This is a genomic window from Pararhizobium mangrovi (assembly GCF_006516965.1).
Taxonomy (GTDB): domain Bacteria; phylum Pseudomonadota; class Alphaproteobacteria; order Rhizobiales; family Rhizobiaceae; genus Pararhizobium_B; species Pararhizobium_B mangrovi.
In genome coordinates this window covers 21,107-37,009 of record NZ_VHLH01000022.1, presented here as the reverse complement: position 1 = coordinate 37,009, position 15,903 = coordinate 21,107, and the positions used below count along the sequence as shown (strand labels likewise).

Genomic DNA, 15,903 nt, shown 5'->3' with positions numbered 1-15,903 from the left:
TCGCGCCCCGCAACCCATATATGATGGGAAGCGGCGCGAGCCGGTTCAATGCGGTCAGGGAACGAAACGATGGATGACGACCAACACGGAACCGAACCCGACGAAAATGTCCAGCCTCCGATCGAAAAACCGCTGACGCCCGCAGCACGACGGGCACTCGCCGAAGCAGCGGAACGACGCCGCCGGATCGATGCCGAAGAGGCCGCACGCGCCAAGGAAATCGACGGACGCGGCGGCAAGGATCCGGCACGCTACGGCGATTGGGAGATCAAGGGCCGGGCGATCGACTTCTAGATCTCAACGTCGCGGTACGGCTCGTCCAACGCCTTGCAGCGATGCTTTTGGATGTTCGAAGTCCTCGAGGGTAAGACAGCCTGCGGTTGCATTTTCGACCAATGTGGAATATATTCCTTTCATGACCTTCGAAATCTGTCGTTTCACTGCGTGCTCCGTACTCGCTATTTTCGCTGCCGCGGCGCCCTCGATGGCACATTCCGACTTGATCGCCGGACCGGTGGAAGCCCAACTGGTACGTGTCGTCGACGGCGACACCGTGCTCGTCGACGCCGAGCCATGGCCGCAACAGCGCGTTCGCGTCGCGGTACGCTTGCGCGGCGTCGATACGCCGGAGTTGCATGCGTCGTGCGCTTCGGAACGCAAGGCGGCAGAACGCGCAAAGCATGCCGTTCGTCGCCTGCTTGGCGAAAGCGACCATGTCAGGCTCACGGACATCGCAGGAGGAAAATATTTCGGCCGCGTTCTTGCCAACGTCGAGACCGCGAACGGCAAGGACCTATCGCGGACCTTGCTGGGCAAGAAGCTTGCGGTTCGCTACCAGGGTGGTCGGCGCGCCGAATGGACGTGTTCGCGGAACGGCTGAATGCCGGAATCGGCGCCGGCGTCGCTTCAAGAGAATGTTCCACGTGAAACAAAAAGGCCCTCTCCGGATCTTGGAGAGGGCCTTTCGTGCTTCCGTCCGCTGCAACGCCGTCAGGTGCGCACCCGGTCTGCGGTCATCGATCGATGCCTCACGGGCTCACTGCGCAAGCGCTGCGCGGAATACGCGCTTAACGAAGGGGCTGCCCCTCGTTCAGGCGATCCGCCATGGCCTCGCAACGGAAAACGAAATCACTGGACATCGGATCACCTCCTTTCATTACGTTGAAGATCGCGTTCAGGATGCAGGACGCATCGGCACTTGGCAAGTCCGGTTGTAGCGGTATTTTCGCCGACCGTACCTGCCGACCGCGTTTCGCCCCAACCATCCGCCCGACCGAGGATCGCCCATGACCATCGAAGCACGCGCCGAGGCGGTCGTCGCCGCCATCGTCGACGCCGCCGAGCCCGCCTTCCCGGTGACGCTGTGGAACGGCAGGCGCCTCGGCGAGGAACGCGCGGACGGCCTGACGCTCGTCGTTCGCGATCCGCACGCGGTGGCCGTGCTCCTTCGCAGGCCGGGCATTGCGACGCTTGCCGAACTGTGGGCGGGCGCGCGCATCGACGTCGAGAACGGCACGCTCTTCGACATCGCCGAGGCCGGTTCGCGCGGCAAGCTCAAGAAGCGGTTGAGGGAACTCCTGCGATGGCGCTTCGCCAGCGACCTGCCGGCGCTCTTCTTTGCCGGCGGCAAGCGCGGTTCACAACGCCTCGCCAGCAGCCAGTCCTCCGCCGACGGCTCGGACAAGGCCGCAATCACCCACCATTACGACGTGTCCAACGCCTTCTATCGGCTCTTTCTCGACGAGCGGATGGTCTATAGCTGCGGGTACTTCACCGACTGGGCGAACGACATCGACACAGCCCAACGCGACAAGCTCGACCATATCTGCCGCAAGCTCCGTCTGAAGCCCGGCGAGCGCTTCCTCGACGTCGGTTGCGGTTGGGGCGCGCTGCTGATCCATGCGGCGAAGCACTATGGCGTGACCGCGACGGGCGTCTCCCTGTCGGAAGCACAGACCGCGCTCGCCCGCGAGCGGATCGAGGCAGAAGGGCTTTCCGATCGCATACGGATCCACGTCGGCTCCTACACCGAACTCGACGGGAAATTCGACAAGATCGCTTCGGTCGGCATGTTCGAGCACGTCGGCATCGCCAACCACCAGACCTATTTCGACGCGATCCGCAAGCGCCTCGCACCCGACGGCATCTATCTGCATCACGCAATCACCCGGCGGGCCAAACGCACCCGCCGTGCCTTCAACCGGAAGAGCCCGGAACATCGGGCGCTCGTGAAATACATCTTTCCTGGTGGTGAACTCGACCATATCGGCATGACGCTCGGCAATCTGGAAGGCTGCGGTTTCGAGGCTCACGACGTCGAGAACCTGCGCGAGCACTACGGACGGACCTGCCGGCTCTGGGCGGACCGGCTCCACGAGAACATGGAAGCGGCGACCGGCGAGATCGGCGGCCCCCGGGCCCGGCTCTGGCAGCTCTATCTCACCGGTTGCGCGCTCGCCTTCGAACGCGGCACAGTCCAGATCTACCAGACGGTCGCAACCAAGCGCCGGCGTGGCCACGCCGGCCTGCCGCCGACACGCGCGGACCTCTACGTCCGATGATCCGTCACTCCAGGTCACGACGTGCGTGCCCTTCCCTCGATGAAAAGGGGGCGTACGTCGGGATAGGGCGCTTCCGGCTCAGGCGTCCTTGCGGTTCTGCCGGTTGGCGATGAGGTCGTCGACGACGCCGGGGTCGGCGAGTGTCGACGTATCGCCGAGAGAACCATAGTCGTCCTCGGCGATCTTGCGCAGGATACGACGCATGATCTTGCCGGAACGGGTTTTAGGCAAGCCCGGCGCCACTTGGATCTTGTCCGGCGTGGCGATGCCGCCGATCTCGTTGCGCACCTGCGCGACAAGCTGCTTGCGCAGGTCCTCCGACCATTCGCGCCCGCCCATCAGGGTCACGTAACAATAGATCCCCTGTCCCTTGACGGCGTGCGGATAACCGACGACGGCCGCTTCCGAGACGGCCTCGTGGGCGACCAGCGCCGATTCGACTTCGGCGGTTCCCATGCGGTGGCCGGAGACGTTGATGACGTCGTCGACGCGCCCGGTGATCCAGTAATAGCCGTCCGTATCGCGCCGGCAGCCGTCACCGCTGAAATACTTGCCCGGGTATGCGGAAAAGTACGTCTTGATGAAGCGGTCGTGGTCTCCGTAGACCGTGCGCATCTGGCCCGGCCAGGAATCGGTGATGCAGAGATTGCCGTCGGCTTCCCCTTCCAGCACCGCGCCTTCGGCGTCGACGAGCTGCGGCTGCACGCCGAAGAAGGGACGCGTTGCCGAACCAGGCTTCAGGTCCGTTGCACCCGGCAGCGGCGTGATCATGATGCCGCCGGTTTCTGTCTGCCACCAGGTATCGACGATCGGGCACCGGCCTTCGCCGACCACGGTGTGATACCATTCCCATGCTTCCGGATTGATCGGCTCGCCGACCGAGCCCAGCACGCGGAGCGACGAGCGCGAGGTCTTCGAGACGTATTCGTTGCCCGCACCCATCAGCGCGCGGATCGCCGTCGGCGCGGTGTAGACGATGTTGATCTGGTGCTTGTCCACCGTCTGCCAGAGTCGCGAAGCATCCGGATAGGTCGGTACGCCCTCGAACATCACCGTCGTCGCACCGTTCGCAAGCGGCCCGTAGACGATATAGGAATGGCCGGTCACCCAGCCGACATCGGCCGCGCACCAGTAGATGTCGCCCTCATGGTAATCGAAGACGTACTGGTGCGTGATCGACGTCCATACCATGTAGCCGCCGGTCGTATGCAGCACGCCCTTCGGCTTGCCGGTCGAGCCGGAAGTGTAGAGGATGAAGAGCGGGTCTTCCGCGCTCATCTCCTCGGCCGGACAATCGGCCTCGACCTTTTCCGTTTCATCGCGATACCAGACGTCGCGCCCTTCCTTCCAGGCGACGTCACCACCCGTTCGTTTCAGGGTCAGCAGGGTTTCGACCGTGACGCCGTCCCGCCCGGCGATATCGCACGCCTTGTCGGCATTCGCCTTGAGCGGGATCGTCTTGCCGCCTCGCACGCCCTCGTCGGCGGTCACGACGAAGGTCGATTGCGCATCGACGATGCGGCCGGCGAGCGCTTCGGGCGAAAAGCCGCCGAAGACGACAGAATGAACGGCGCCGATACGCGCGCAGGCGAGCATCGCGTAGGCCGCCTCCGGCACCATCGGCATGTAGATCGTCACACGGTCGCCCTTTGCGACGCCGCGCGCCTTCATCACGTTGGCGAGCCGGCAGACTTCCTCGTGCAACGCGCGATAGGTGATCGTCCTTGCGGTATCCGGCTCGTCGCCTTCGAAGATGATCGCCGCCTGGTCGCCGCGCTTTTCGAGATGCCGGTCGATGCAGTTGTAGGCGGCGTTGGTCGTTCCGTCCTCGAACCAGCGGATCGATACATCGCCGGAAAAGGTAGCGTTCTTCACCTTCGTGAAGGGTGTGAACCAGTCGATCCGCTGGCCGTGCTCGCGCCAGAACCCTTCGGGATCCATCACGCTGCGCTCGTACCAGGCGAGATAGGTCTCGTTGTCGACGAGGGCGCGCCGCTTCGCGTCTTCGGGCACGGGGTGAAGCTTGGCAGACATCGTTTCCTCCTCCTTCTCAACGCGCCGCAGCGACGCGAATTCCTCGCAACATAGCAGCCGTGGCCCACGGGACAATCGCTCAGATGTCGCCAGCATTTGCAGCGGATACGGACCATGCATCGTTTGCATTCGGGCCTCGCCACCGTTATACACGGCGCATATTTTCCGGAAATTGTGGTTGGAATCCACGGCCCGCGACACCGGCGCGGACGGACAGAAGGAATGCATCCATGGCCCAGCAACTGCTTATGCCGAAGGCGACGGCCGTCTGGCTCGTCGACAACACCGCACTCAGCTTCGACCAGATCGCCCAGTTCTGCAAACTGCATCCGTTGGAGATCAAGGCGATTGCCGACGGCGAGTCCGCACAGGGCATCAAGGGCCTCGACCCGATCCAGACGGGCCAGCTCTCCCGCGAGGAGATCGAGCGCGGCGAGGCAGACAACACGCACAAGCTGAAGCTTTCCGAGCCGAAGGTGCGGGTGCCCGAGCAGAAGAAGAAGGGTCCGCGCTACACGCCGGTTTCCAAGCGCCAGGATCGGCCGAACGCCATCCTGTGGCTCGTGCGCAACCATCCCGAACTGAAGGACGCGCAGATTTCGCGTCTCGTCGGCACCACGAAGTCGACGATCGAGCAGATCCGCAATCGCACGCACTGGAATTCGGCCAACCTCCAGGCGATGGACCCGGTAACCCTCGGCCTGTGCTCGCAGATCGATCTCGACTTCGAGGTCGGAAAGGCAGCCAAGGACCGCACCGCCGCCCATGCGGGAGGCGGCGAGGGCGACACGCTGGCGCCGGCGAGCGAGACGGAATCGGGTTACGGCTCGTCGTCGGCAAACGAGGACGAAGAGATCGACGCCGCGGCCGTCTTCGCCAAGCTGAGCTCGATGAAGCGCTCGGACGACAGCGACGAAGACGAAGACGAGGGCCGTTAGGTCGGTTCGCGAAACGGTCGTTCGCATCGATCGAGGCACGACCGAACGACGCCGCGCGGTTTGCCGGCTATTCCGGTAGCGGCATCGCGCGGTCGAGGCGGAGACGTCCACCATCGGCATAGAGCGTCTGGCCGGTCATGTAGCTCGCATCCTCCGAGGCGAGGAACGCGGCGATGCCGGCGATCTCCGAAGGTTCGCCGATGCGTCCGAGCGGCGTGCGCGCAAGCACCTGCCGGCGCAGTTCCTGGTCCTCACCGAGCCAGGTGAGCATGTCGGTCTGGATGGTACCGGGCGCGATCGCGTTCACGCGGATGCCGTGCGGCGCGAGCGCGACGGCCATGACGGCGGTCAACTGGCTGACGCCGGCCTTCGAGACGGCGTAGGAAAGCTGATCCGCACTGGCCAGATGCGCGTCGAGCGCGGCCATGTTGATGATCGTGCCTGCCGGGCCTTCCTGCGCCACGCGCTGGACCATGAGCCGCGCCACGGCCTGCGAACACAGGAACCCGCTTTTCAGGTTCGAGCGTAGCACACGGTCGAAGTCCCCCTCCTCGATGTCGAGGAAAGGCGCGGAATGGGCGATACCCGCATTGTTGACCAGGATATCGATCGCCTCGAACGCATCGAGCGTCTCGGCGACGAGGTTGTGGACGTCGAGCGCTTCGGAAACGTCGGCTGCGACGAAGCGGACCTCGCCGAGCGCATCGAGCGCATCGGCGGCAGCTTCGCCGGCTTCCTCATCGAGATCGGCGATGACGATGCGCGCTCCATCCTGCAGATACCGCCTCGCGATCGCGTAGCCGATACCCCGGGCGCCACCCGTCACGATCGCCGTCTTGCCTTCGAGCGCCATCGAACGTCTCTCCCTGGAGGATCGGATTGGTCAGAGGATCACGGTCACGCGGATGCGGTCAATCATTCGCGGCCTGCCTGGGACGCGTACCGAAGATCGCCGAACCGACGCGCACGCTCGTCGCGCCGAAAGCGATCGCCGTCTCGAAATCACCCGACATGCCCATCGATCGCTTTTCAAGCCCGCAATCGTCCGCGAGCTCGCCGAGAAGCGCGAAATAGGGGCCCGGATTTTCCTCGAATGGCGGAATGCACATCAGCCCTTCGACGTTAAGCCCGTGCTCATCGCGACAGCGGCGTACGAAATCGACGGTCTCGGCGATCGCGATCCCCGCCTTCTGCGGCTCGTCGCCGATGTTCACCTGGACGTGGACGGGCAGGAAACGCCCTTGTTTGCTCATCTCGCCGGCGAGGACCCTGGCGATCTTCTCGCGATCGACGGATTCGATCACGTCGAACAGGGAGACCGCATCGGCCGCCTTGTTGGACTGAAGCGGACCGATCAGATGCAGTTCCACGTCGCCTACCTCTTCGCGAAGCGCAGGCCACTTGTCGGCCGCCTCCTGCACGCGGTTTTCGCCGAAGACACGCTGGCCGGCGTCGAGAACCGGACGGATCGCATCCGCATCGAACGTCTTGGAAACCGCCGTCAGCGTCACCGACCCAGCCGCCCGGCCCGCCGTCCGCTCGGCGGCGGCAATGCGCTCGCGCACATCGGTAAGCCCATCCGCGTTCGTCATCGACGTCATCCTTCGTTTCCAGCATACCCGCATGACGGGAGATAGCGTGACGATCCGGCAAAGCCAATCGTCCGGCCCGGCCAAAGGGCCGTCGCGGTTGACCGTTGCCGGGTTTCATGGTGTGTGTCGCGACACCCTTAATCGAGCGTACCGGGCCCCTTCGCGACGAAGCGCCCCGAACCGATCCAGAAAAAACGCGCATGACGATCGAACGTTACAATCCGCGCGAAGCGGAACCGCGATGGCAGCAGGCCTGGCAGCAGGCCGGCGTCTTCGAAACGCCGGCCGACGACCCGCGCGCGCCGTATTACGTGCTCGAGATGTTCCCCTATCCTTCGGGGCGCATCCATATGGGCCATGTGCGCAACTACACGATGGGCGACGTCGTCGCGCGCTTCAAGCGCGCATGCGGCTACAACGTCATGCATCCGATGGGCTGGGACGCATTCGGGTTGCCGGCCGAGAATGCCGCGAAGGAACGCGACATCCACCCGGGCGAATGGACCTACGCCAACATCGCCACCATGAAGGCACAGCTGAAGGCCATGGGCCTTTCGCTCGACTGGACGCGCGAATTCGCAACCTGCGACGTCGCCTATTACACCCAGCAGCAGAGCCTCTTCCTCGACATGCTCGAGGATGGCCTCGCCTACCGGCGCCAATCGAAGGTCAACTGGGATCCGGTCGATGAGACCGTGCTCGCCAACGAACAGGTGATCGAGGGACGCGGCTGGCGTTCCGGTGCACCGGTCGAAACGCGCGAACTGACCCAGTGGTTCTTCCGGATCACGGCGTTCGCGGCGGAACTCGACGCAGCGTTGGACACGCTCGACGGATGGCCGGAAAAGGTGCGCACCATGCAGCGCAACTGGATCGGCAAATCGGAGGGTCTCCATTTCGAGTTCGGCCTCGTCGACGCGCCCGAAGGCTTCGAGCGACTGCCGATCTTCACAACACGTCCGGACACGATGTACGGCGCCTCCTTCGCGGCCATCGCCGCCGATCATCCGCTCGCCCGCAAGCTCGCCGAGACGAACCCCGAGGTCGCGGCCTTCTGTGAGACGTGTCGCCGGACGGGAACCTCGCAGGAAGCGATCGATACGGCCGAAAAGCTCGGCTTCGACACCGGCATCCGCGCTGCCCATCCGACCGATGCGAACTGGCACCTGCCGCTCTACATCGCGAATTTCGTGCTGATGGACTACGGCACGGGCGCGATCGTCGGCTGCCCAGCGCACGACCAGCGCGACCTCGATTTCGCTTTGAAATACGATCTGCCGGTTCACGACGTCTTCGTGCCGGCCGACACGGGGGAGCGCGTCTCCGACACGGCGTTCGTGCCGCCGAAGACGCAAACGGTGCGTTATGTCCGCTGGGCAGGCGAAGAGACGGTGCAGACCTGCCGCGCGGCGATGGACGCTTCCCTCGCCAAATTCGAGGCAGCGGGCTGGGGTCGGCGCCAGACGCAGTTCCGCCTTCGCGACTGGGGTATTTCCCGTCAGCGCTACTGGGGATGCCCGATTCCCATCGTCCATTGCGAAAGCTGCGGCGTCGTGCCGGTTCCGAAAGCCGACCTCCCGATAAAGCTGCCGGACGACGTCACGTTCGATCGTCCCGGCAATCCGCTCGACCATCACCCGACATGGCGGCACGTCGCCTGCCCGCAGTGCGGCGCGGACGCGAGGCGCGAAACGGACACGATGGACACGTTCGTCGATTCGTCGTGGTACTACGCACGCTTCGTCACGCCGCACGAGACCGCGCGCCCGGTCGATCCGCAGGCGGCCACGCGCTGGCTGCCGGTCACCCAGTATATCGGCGGGATCGAGCATGCGATCCTGCATCTTCTCTATTCGCGCTTCTTCACCCGTGCGATGAGCCGCACCGGCCACATGGCTGTCGACGAGCCGTTCGAGGGCCTCTTCACGCAGGGCATGGTCGTCCACGAGACCTTCAGCCGCGCCCGCGACGGTCGCGACGAATGGGTTTCGCCGGAGGACGTACGCATCGAGGACCGCGGCGGCGAACGGGTCGCGTTCCTCGCCGAGACCGGCGAGGAGATCGCCATCGGCTCGATCGAGAAGATGTCGAAGTCCAAGAAGAACGTCATCGACCCAGACGACATCATCGCCGGATACGGGGCGGATACCGCGCGCTTCTTCATGCTTTCCGATTCACCGCCGGAACGCGACGTCATATGGAGCGAGGCGGGCGTCGAAGGCGCCCACCGCTTCGTCCAACGTGTCTGGCGCCTCGTCGGCGGTGCCGCCGGAAACCTCTCCGACGTGGCACCGCTCGCAGCGAGCGAGGGAGACGCGGGTGAGATATCGAAGGCTGCGCACAAGACGCTCAAGGGCGTCGGCGAGGATTTCGGCAGGCTCGGTTTCAACAAGGCCGTTGCGCGCATCTACGAACTCGTCAACGTGCTGGCTGCGCCGCTTCAGGCCGTTTCCGACGGTACGGCCGATGCGGCCATGTGCGGCGCCTGCCGGGAAGCTTGCGAGATCCTGATCCAGATGCTCGCACCGATGACGCCGCATCTCGCCGAGACCTGCTGGCATGCGCTCGGTCGAAGCGACCTCGTCGCCGAGCAACCCTGGCCGGTCTTCGACGAAACGCTCGTCGTCGACAGCACGATCACCCTTCCGGTTCAGATCAACGGCAAGAAGCGCGGCGAACTCGCCGTTGCGCGTGGCGCCGATCACAGCCATATCGAGGAAGCGGTGTTGTCGCTCGATGTCGTGCGCGCAGCACTCGGCGACAAGCCGCCGCGCAAGGTCATCGTCGTGCCGGAGAGGATCGTCAATGTCGTCGTCTAGCGTACTTGCCCGGTGCACGAAACGTATGGCCGAAGCGGGTCGGTCGGTCGGACCGTCCCGATCCTTCCGCTTCCGTTCCATTCGTATCACGGCCGCGCTCGCAGCACCGCTTCTCGTGCTTTCGGCATGCCAGGTCCGGCCGATCTACGCGAAATCGAACCCCGAACGCATTAAGCTCGCTTCCATATCGGTCGCACCGGTCACCGGGCGGTCGAGCCAGATCGTGCGCAACCGCCTGCTGTTCCTGCTCGATCACGGTGGCGCCGAACCGCGCAATCCGGCCTACCTCGTCAACCTTACGGTCACGATGAAGGCGATCGGCGTCTTCAACAAGGGTTTCAGCGAATCGCCGACGGCCGGTGACCTGAAGGCGACCGTCCGGTACACGCTGGTCGACACGAAGACGAAGAAGGCGATCCATACGGGCACGCGCACGGCGATCGCCGCCTACGACCTGCCGAGCAATCCCGCGCAGGAATACGCAAAGCTGCGGGCTGCCCGCGATGCGACACAGCGTTCGCTGGAATCCGCCGCGGCGCTCGTCCGCGACGACATCGCCGGGTTCCTGGCGCGTTGAGCCATGGCGCAGATCCGCGCCCATGAATTCACCCGTTTCTTCGCATCGGGGAAGCATTACCGGCTGCATCTGGTCTATGGACCCGACCAGGGACTGGTCGCCGAACGAGCGGTCATGTTGGCCGAACGATCCGGCGCCGATCTCACCGATCCCTTCTTGGTCGTCCGGCTCGATTTCGACGATCTGCGCGGCAATGCCGGACGGCTTTCGGACGAGGTGAATTCCATCGGGCTCTTCGGGGGGCAGCGTCTGGTATGGTTGCGCAACGTCGGCAACGACCGCGCGCTGTGCGATGTCGTCGGCGACATCGCACGCGATACCGACGGCGAGACGAGTGTGCTCATCGAGGCCGGCGAACTGAAGCGCGGCGCGGCCCTTCGCAAACGCGTCGAGGACAGTCCCGGCGGGCTCGCCATTCCCTGCTATCCGGACGATCGCCGCGATCTGCAGGCGCTGATCGACGAAGAACTGGCGCACGAGGAACTGCGCATTACGCCGGCTGCCCGCGAACGCCTTTCGGGCGTCCTCGGCGGCGATCGCCTCGCATCTCGCGGAGAACTCCAAAAGCTCGCCCTTTACTGTCGCGGCACGGGGCAGGTAACGGAAGAGAACGTCGTCGCTTCGGTCGGCGATGCAGCATCGCCGTCCATCGACGATGCGGTCGATGCCGTGCTGGTCGGGGATCTGAAGGCACTCGACCACGCGCTCCAGCGCATCGTGGCATCGAAAACGGCGATTTATACCGCGGTGCTTGCTTGTATGCGCAGCGTGCAGACACTCGAGGCGCTGCGAGCCAAGATCGATGAGACCGGCGCCTCGCCCCAATCGGTCATGGCGCAGGCCGGCCGCGGCATTCATTTCCGCCGCAAGCCGGCAATGGAAGGTGCGCTCGCCTCATGGTCCGGCGATGCATTGAGCCGCGCGCTCGAACATTGTCAGAACAGTGTGCTCGCCATGCGCCGCTACCCGCGGCTCGAGGACGATATCGCGCGGCAGGCTCTCTTGGCAATCGCGCAACGGGCGACACGACGCGTGCCATGATCGTTTGGACGGACCCGTCGCACTGATTCTCCGCGTGCGTTCCCGTAATCGGACGAACGGCGTCAGCGTTGCGTATCGAGCAGATGGCAGAGGGCGTCGAGCTGGTCGAGCGAGGCGTAATCGATGCGGATCGATCCCCGTTCGCCACGATGGTTCACCGAAACCTTGAGGCCGAGCCGATCGCCGAGCCTGCGTTCGAGCGCCAGCGTATCGGCGTCCTTCTCGGCGGTAGTACTACGGTGGCGTCCCCTGCCTTCGGCTTCGCGCTGAGCGATCTTTTCTGCTTCGCGCACGGACAGACCGCCGGATACGATGCGTCGCGCGAGCGAGGACGGATCGGCCGTAGAGGCGATCGCGCGTGCGTGACCGGCCGACAACGCCCCGTGCGAGACGAGGTCGCGAACCGGTTCGGGCAGCTTGAGAAGGCGTAAGCTGTTGGCGACGTGACTTCGGCTTTTGCCGATGATGTCGCCGAGGTCGTGCTGCGTATACCCGTGCTCGGCGATCAGCTGTTCGTAGCCATGTGCCTCTTCCATTGGGTTGAGATCGGCGCGCTGGACGTTTTCGACGATGGCGATTTCCAGCGCAGCACGATCGTCGACGTCGCGGACGAGGACCGGCAGTGTCGCGATACCGGCAAGCTGGGCCGCGCGCCAGCGACGTTCGCCTGCGATGATCTCGTAGCGCTCGTGGCCCGCCGGTCGCACGACAACGGGCTGGACGATGCCGTGGCGACGAATGGAATTTGCCAGATCGGCGAGGTCGTCCTCATCGAAGCTGCGTCGTGGGTTCCGCGGGTTCCGGCCGACGAACTCGATCGGAACGGTAGTGTCCGCGGCAAGCGCCGGCGCGTTCCGTTCGGCGGACGGCTGATCCATATCGCCGATCAGGGCTGCAAGACCACGCCCGAGCCGACGCCGCGAACCATCTTCGTTCATAGCCTTACGTCCTCACACCGATGGATAAAACGCTTTGTCATGCGGCTCGCGTATGCCGTTCGCGCTGGATGACTTCCGACGCGAGTTGAAGATAAGCCTGGCTACCCGAGCAATTGAGATCGTAGAGGATCGCGGGCTTGCCGTAGGACGGCGCTTCCGAAACGCGAACGTTGCGTGGGATCAATGTGCGATAGACCTTTTCGCCGAGATAGGCCCGCACGTCGTCGACCACTTGCCGCGCGAGATTATTGCGCGAATCGTACATCGTCAGCACCACGCCCTGGATCTCCAGGGATGGGTTAAGGGTCGAGCGAACGTGACCGACCGTTTCCAGAAGCTGGCTCAAGCCTTCCAGCGCGAAGAATTCGCATTGCAGCGGCACGAGGACCGAATGAGCTGCCGTCATGGCGTTGATCGTCAGAAGGTTGAGCGAGGGCGGGCAATCGATAAGAACATAGCCGAACGTGGCTGCTCCCGGTGCGGCGAGCGCATTCCGCAACCGGACGACGCGGTCTCGGGTATTGGAGATTTCCATCTCGACGCCGAGCAGATCCATAGTCGACGGAACGATGAAGAGGTTCGGAACGGCGGTTTCCCGCGCTACGTCCTGAAGAGGCTTCGCACCGGTCAACACATCGTAGGACGAAAGGATCCGATCCGATCGGTCGATCCCGAGCCCGGTACTCGCGTTTCCCTGCGGATCCAGATCGATGACGAGCACGCGTTCGCCGATCGCGGCAAGCGCGGTTGCCAGATTAATGGCAGTGGTCGTCTTGCCGACGCCACCCTTCTGGTTCGCGACGGTGATGATGCGGCTTCTGCCTGAACCAGCCTCGCGTTGAAGCATTTCAAAGCCTCTTGAGATTGGCGATCTGCAGGATCACCGAATCACGATCGATCCGGCTTGGGTGTTCTACCAGATCGAACTGCCAGCTGCCACGCGCCTTCGAAACTTCGCTGCGGTGATCCCGTCCCTTGTGGAACCAACCTTTGGTGCGTGTACCCTTGCACAACCACGGCTCGGCCAGACCGAGCAGTTGGTCGAGTGGTGCCAGCGCACGTGACGATACGGCATCGCAGTCGGGAACACGATCGATCATCGCTTCGGCACGAACGTCGTGCACGCTCGCGCGGGCACCGGTTTCGAGGACCGCGACACGGAGGAACGCCGCCTTCTTGCGATTGCTTTCGACGAGGTCGACCCATCCTTCGTTCCGTTCCGCCAAGGCAATCGCGACGATCAGACCCGGAAAGCCGGCGCCCGAACCGAGATCGAGCCACTGTCGCGTACCGACGAGGCGATAAAGCTGAAGGCTGTCCGCGACATGCCGTTCAACGACGTCGTTCCGCGTCGAAGCGGATACCAGATTCATCCGTGCCGACCACTGGGCAAAAAGCGCCAGAAACCGATCGAGCCTCGTTTGTGTTTCACGTGAAACATCGAATGCAGCCTGGCTCATCCGGTCTTCCGAAGTTTCTCTTTTGACCGAAGACGGGCGAGAATGAGCGTTAGCGCCGCTGGCGTCATGCCGTCGACGCGTTCGGCATGAGCGAGAGTGGCCGGTTTGATGCGACGGAGCTTCTGCTTGAGCTCGTTGGAGAGACCCGGAAGCGAAGCGTAGTCGAAATCATCCGGAATGCCGCGTGTTTCTTCACGGCGTCTGAGCGCGATATCGGCCTGTTGCCGTTCGACGTAGACGGCGTATCGGGCTTCTGTCTCCAGGGCTTCGGCGGCTTTCGGTCCGATAGACGCAAGTTGCGGCCATGCCGCCGTCAACGCCGTAATGGTGAATTCGGGGCGGGAAAGCAGGTCGAAGGCCGTACGCCGAACGCCGTCGCGATTGAGCGTCCAGCCGTTTCGTTCCGCTTCCTTGGGCGTGACGCTGAGCTCGCCGAGCATGGCGCGACCATCGTCGAGCGTACGCTGCCAGGCTTCGAATGCTCGCCTGCGTCGCGAACCCACGCATCCATGCGCGATCCCGAAGGGCGTCAGTCGCTGATCGGCATTGTCCGCACGCAGGGAGAGGCGATATTCGGCTCGCGAGGTGAACATGCGATACGGTTCTTCGACGCCGTTCGACGTCAGGTCGTCGATCATGACGCCAAGATACGAGTCGGTTCGACTGAAGCGAACTTCGTCGGCATCAGCCGCGCGCTTGGCGGCATTCAACCCTGCGACGAGCCCCTGGCCGGCAGCTTCCTCGTAACCGGTGGTACCGTTGATTTGCCCGGCAAGGAAAAGCCGTGGCAGCCGCTTCGTTTCGAGCGACGGGCGCAGTTCGCGCGGATCGACGTGATCATACTCGATCGCATAGCCCGGCTGCAGGATACGCGCGTTTTCGAGCCCGGGTATGGTCGAGAGCATGTCGGCCTGAACATCTTCAGGCAGAGACGTCGAGATCCCGTTCGGATAGACCGTCGTATCGTCGAGACCTTCCGGCTCCAGAAAGATCTGGTGACCATCGCGTTCTCCGAACTTGACGATCTTGTCTTCGATCGATGGACAGTAGCGCGGACCCGTTCCCGAGATCCGGCCGCCATACATCGCCGATCGAGCGAGATTCCGCTCGATGATGGCATGCGTCTCCGGCGTCGTCCGCGTGATCCCGCATTCGATCTGCGGTGTGACGATCCGTTCGGTAAGAAACGAAAACGGCACCGGCTCGGCGTCGGCACCCTGTCGGCCGACGGCCTGCCAGTCGATCGTACGGCCGTCGAGACGCGGAGGCGTGCCGGTCTTCAGCCGGCCAAGCCGGAAGCCTGCGCGTTCGAGCGTTGTCGCCAAGCCGAGGGCCGGTGCCTCTCCCATGCGGCCGGCCGGAATCTGCCGCTCACCGAGATGGATCATGCCGCGCAGAAACGTGCCGGTCGTCAGCACGATCGCGCCGCAATGGATCCGTCGGCCATCCTTGAGAACCAACGCGGTCGCCTCGCTGGCGGTCACGCCGATGTCATCGACTTCACCCTCGCAAAGCGTCAGGTTCTCCTGGGCGCGAAGCTCCGCCTGCATGGCGAGCCGGTAAAGCTTGCGGTCGGCCTGCGTGCGGGGACCGCGAACAGCTGGTCCCTTGCTTCGATTGAGCAGGCGGAACTGGATACCAACAGTATCGGCAACCCGACCCATCAAGCCGTCCAGCGCATCGATTTCGCGGACCAGATGGCCCTTGCCCAAGCCACCGATCGCCGGGTTGCACGACATGACGCCGATCGCATCGAGCGTCTTGGTGACCAGGAGCGTTCGCGCACCGCACCGCGCCGCGGCGGCCGCCGCCTCGCACCCCGCATGCCCGCCACCGACGACGGCGACATCGTAGTGTGCGGTATCAGACGAATTCGGATCCATAGATATGGCGTTTCCATGCTCCGCGCAGCCTGTCAAGGCCGTGTCGTGTTTCACGTGAAA

Annotated in this window: 14 protein-coding genes; 7 read left to right on the top strand and 7 right to left on the bottom strand. The window is 64.0% G+C overall.

All coding sequences use genetic code 11. From position 1 onward, the window contains the following. Positions 1 to 69 precede the first annotated feature (69 nt). From FJU11_RS12080 to FJU11_RS12070, 3 genes are all read left to right on the top strand, one after another. Positions 70 to 294: a DUF1674 domain-containing protein gene (locus tag FJU11_RS12080; RefSeq protein ID WP_141167317.1), complete on the top strand. Its 225-nt coding sequence runs from the start codon at positions 70 to 72 to the stop codon at positions 292 to 294. 190 nt (positions 295 to 484) lie between these two features. Further along, entirely contained in the window at positions 485 to 880 is a 396-nt protein-coding gene (locus FJU11_RS18340) for a thermonuclease family protein (RefSeq protein ID WP_181408164.1), read from the top strand. A 406-nt stretch (positions 881 to 1,286) separates the two neighbouring features. Then, complete coding sequence (locus FJU11_RS12070; RefSeq protein WP_141167315.1) at positions 1,287 to 2,561, top strand: SAM-dependent methyltransferase; 1,275 nt, start codon at positions 1,287 to 1,289, stop codon at positions 2,559 to 2,561. Between the two features lie 78 nt (positions 2,562 to 2,639). On the opposite strand, the gene acs is transcribed toward FJU11_RS12070, so the two are convergent. Continuing rightward, positions 2,640 to 4,595, bottom strand: a complete 1,956-nt coding sequence (gene acs / locus FJU11_RS12065; protein WP_141167314.1) for an acetate--CoA ligase — start codon at positions 4,593 to 4,595, stop codon at positions 2,640 to 2,642. 230 nt (positions 4,596 to 4,825) lie between these two features. On the opposite strand from acs, the gene FJU11_RS12060 reads away from it, so the two are divergent. Continuing rightward, on the top strand, positions 4,826 to 5,533 hold the full coding sequence (locus FJU11_RS12060; RefSeq protein ID WP_141167313.1) for a DUF1013 domain-containing protein: 708 nt from the start codon (positions 4,826 to 4,828) through the stop codon (positions 5,531 to 5,533). A 67-nt stretch (positions 5,534 to 5,600) separates the two neighbouring features. Here the strand turns inward: FJU11_RS12060 and FJU11_RS12055 are convergent, their stop codons facing one another. Both FJU11_RS12055 and FJU11_RS12050 read right to left on the bottom strand, forming a co-directional pair. Then, a complete protein-coding gene (locus FJU11_RS12055; protein ID WP_141167312.1) occupies positions 5,601 to 6,386 on the bottom strand; it encodes an SDR family NAD(P)-dependent oxidoreductase in 786 nt (261 codons plus the stop codon). Positions 6,387 to 6,444: 58 nt separating this feature from the next. Continuing rightward, positions 6,445 to 7,125, bottom strand: a complete 681-nt coding sequence (locus FJU11_RS12050; RefSeq protein WP_141167311.1) for a YggS family pyridoxal phosphate-dependent enzyme — start codon at positions 7,123 to 7,125, stop codon at positions 6,445 to 6,447. A 200-nt stretch (positions 7,126 to 7,325) separates the two neighbouring features. Here FJU11_RS12050 and leuS point away from each other — a divergent pair, with 200 nt between their 5' ends. From leuS to holA, 3 genes are read left to right on the top strand one after another with little or no spacing between them, the layout of a single operon-like run. After that, positions 7,326 to 9,944: a leucine--tRNA ligase gene (gene leuS, locus FJU11_RS12045; protein ID WP_141167310.1), complete on the top strand. Its 2,619-nt coding sequence runs from the start codon at positions 7,326 to 7,328 to the stop codon at positions 9,942 to 9,944. 25 nt (positions 9,945 to 9,969) lie between these two features. Then, positions 9,970 to 10,521, top strand: a complete 552-nt coding sequence (locus FJU11_RS12040) for a hypothetical protein (RefSeq protein ID WP_141167309.1) — start codon at positions 9,970 to 9,972, stop codon at positions 10,519 to 10,521. Between the two features lie 3 nt (positions 10,522 to 10,524). After that, on the top strand, positions 10,525 to 11,562 hold the full coding sequence (gene holA / locus FJU11_RS12035; RefSeq protein WP_141167308.1) for a DNA polymerase III subunit delta: 1,038 nt from the start codon (positions 10,525 to 10,527) through the stop codon (positions 11,560 to 11,562). 62 nt (positions 11,563 to 11,624) lie between these two features. On the opposite strand, the gene FJU11_RS12030 is transcribed toward holA, so the two are convergent. From FJU11_RS12030 to mnmG, 4 genes are read right to left on the bottom strand one after another with little or no spacing between them, the layout of a single operon-like run. Continuing rightward, complete coding sequence (locus FJU11_RS12030; RefSeq protein ID WP_141167307.1) at positions 11,625 to 12,500, bottom strand: ParB/RepB/Spo0J family partition protein; 876 nt, start codon at positions 12,498 to 12,500, stop codon at positions 11,625 to 11,627. 37 nt (positions 12,501 to 12,537) lie between these two features. After that, a complete protein-coding gene (locus FJU11_RS12025; RefSeq protein ID WP_141167306.1) occupies positions 12,538 to 13,347 on the bottom strand; it encodes a ParA family protein in 810 nt (269 codons plus the stop codon). Between the two features lies 1 nt (position 13,348). Next, the gene (rsmG, locus tag FJU11_RS12020; RefSeq protein WP_141167305.1) at positions 13,349 to 13,960 is read right to left on the bottom strand and encodes a 16S rRNA (guanine(527)-N(7))-methyltransferase RsmG; all 612 of its coding nucleotides are present in this window, start codon (positions 13,958 to 13,960) and stop codon (positions 13,349 to 13,351) included. After that, entirely contained in the window at positions 13,957 to 15,843 is a 1,887-nt protein-coding gene (gene mnmG / locus FJU11_RS12015; RefSeq protein WP_141167304.1) for a tRNA uridine-5-carboxymethylaminomethyl(34) synthesis enzyme MnmG, read from the bottom strand. Before mnmG ends, rsmG begins: the two co-directional genes overlap by 4 nt. Between the last annotated feature and the right edge of the window lie 60 nt (positions 15,844 to 15,903).

What these genes read in the sequence shown, in the direction of transcription:
- FJU11_RS12080 (WP_141167317.1), top strand. Translation starts at nt 70, where the DNA reads ATGGATGACGACCAACACGGAACCGAACCCGACGAAAATGTCCAGCCT.
- FJU11_RS18340 (WP_181408164.1), top strand. Translation starts at nt 485, where the DNA reads ATGGCACATTCCGACTTGATCGCCGGACCGGTGGAAGCCCAACTGGTA.
- FJU11_RS12070 (WP_141167315.1), top strand. Translation starts at nt 1,287, where the DNA reads ATGACCATCGAAGCACGCGCCGAGGCGGTCGTCGCCGCCATCGTCGAC.
- acs (WP_141167314.1), bottom strand. Translation starts at nt 4,595, where the DNA reads ATGTCTGCCAAGCTTCACCCCGTGCCCGAAGACGCGAAGCGGCGCGCC.
- FJU11_RS12060 (WP_141167313.1), top strand. Translation starts at nt 4,826, where the DNA reads ATGGCCCAGCAACTGCTTATGCCGAAGGCGACGGCCGTCTGGCTCGTC.
- FJU11_RS12055 (WP_141167312.1), bottom strand. Translation starts at nt 6,386, where the DNA reads ATGGCGCTCGAAGGCAAGACGGCGATCGTGACGGGTGGCGCCCGGGGT.
- FJU11_RS12050 (WP_141167311.1), bottom strand. Translation starts at nt 7,125, where the DNA reads ATGACGAACGCGGATGGGCTTACCGATGTGCGCGAGCGCATTGCCGCC.
- leuS (WP_141167310.1), top strand. Translation starts at nt 7,326, where the DNA reads ATGACGATCGAACGTTACAATCCGCGCGAAGCGGAACCGCGATGGCAG.
- FJU11_RS12040 (WP_141167309.1), top strand. Translation starts at nt 9,970, where the DNA reads ATGGCCGAAGCGGGTCGGTCGGTCGGACCGTCCCGATCCTTCCGCTTC.
- holA (WP_141167308.1), top strand. Translation starts at nt 10,525, where the DNA reads ATGGCGCAGATCCGCGCCCATGAATTCACCCGTTTCTTCGCATCGGGG.
- FJU11_RS12030 (WP_141167307.1), bottom strand. Translation starts at nt 12,500, where the DNA reads ATGAACGAAGATGGTTCGCGGCGTCGGCTCGGGCGTGGTCTTGCAGCC.
- FJU11_RS12025 (WP_141167306.1), bottom strand. Translation starts at nt 13,347, where the DNA reads ATGCTTCAACGCGAGGCTGGTTCAGGCAGAAGCCGCATCATCACCGTC.
- rsmG (WP_141167305.1), bottom strand. Translation starts at nt 13,960, where the DNA reads ATGAGCCAGGCTGCATTCGATGTTTCACGTGAAACACAAACGAGGCTC.
- mnmG (WP_141167304.1), bottom strand. Translation starts at nt 15,843, where the DNA reads ATGGATCCGAATTCGTCTGATACCGCACACTACGATGTCGCCGTCGTC.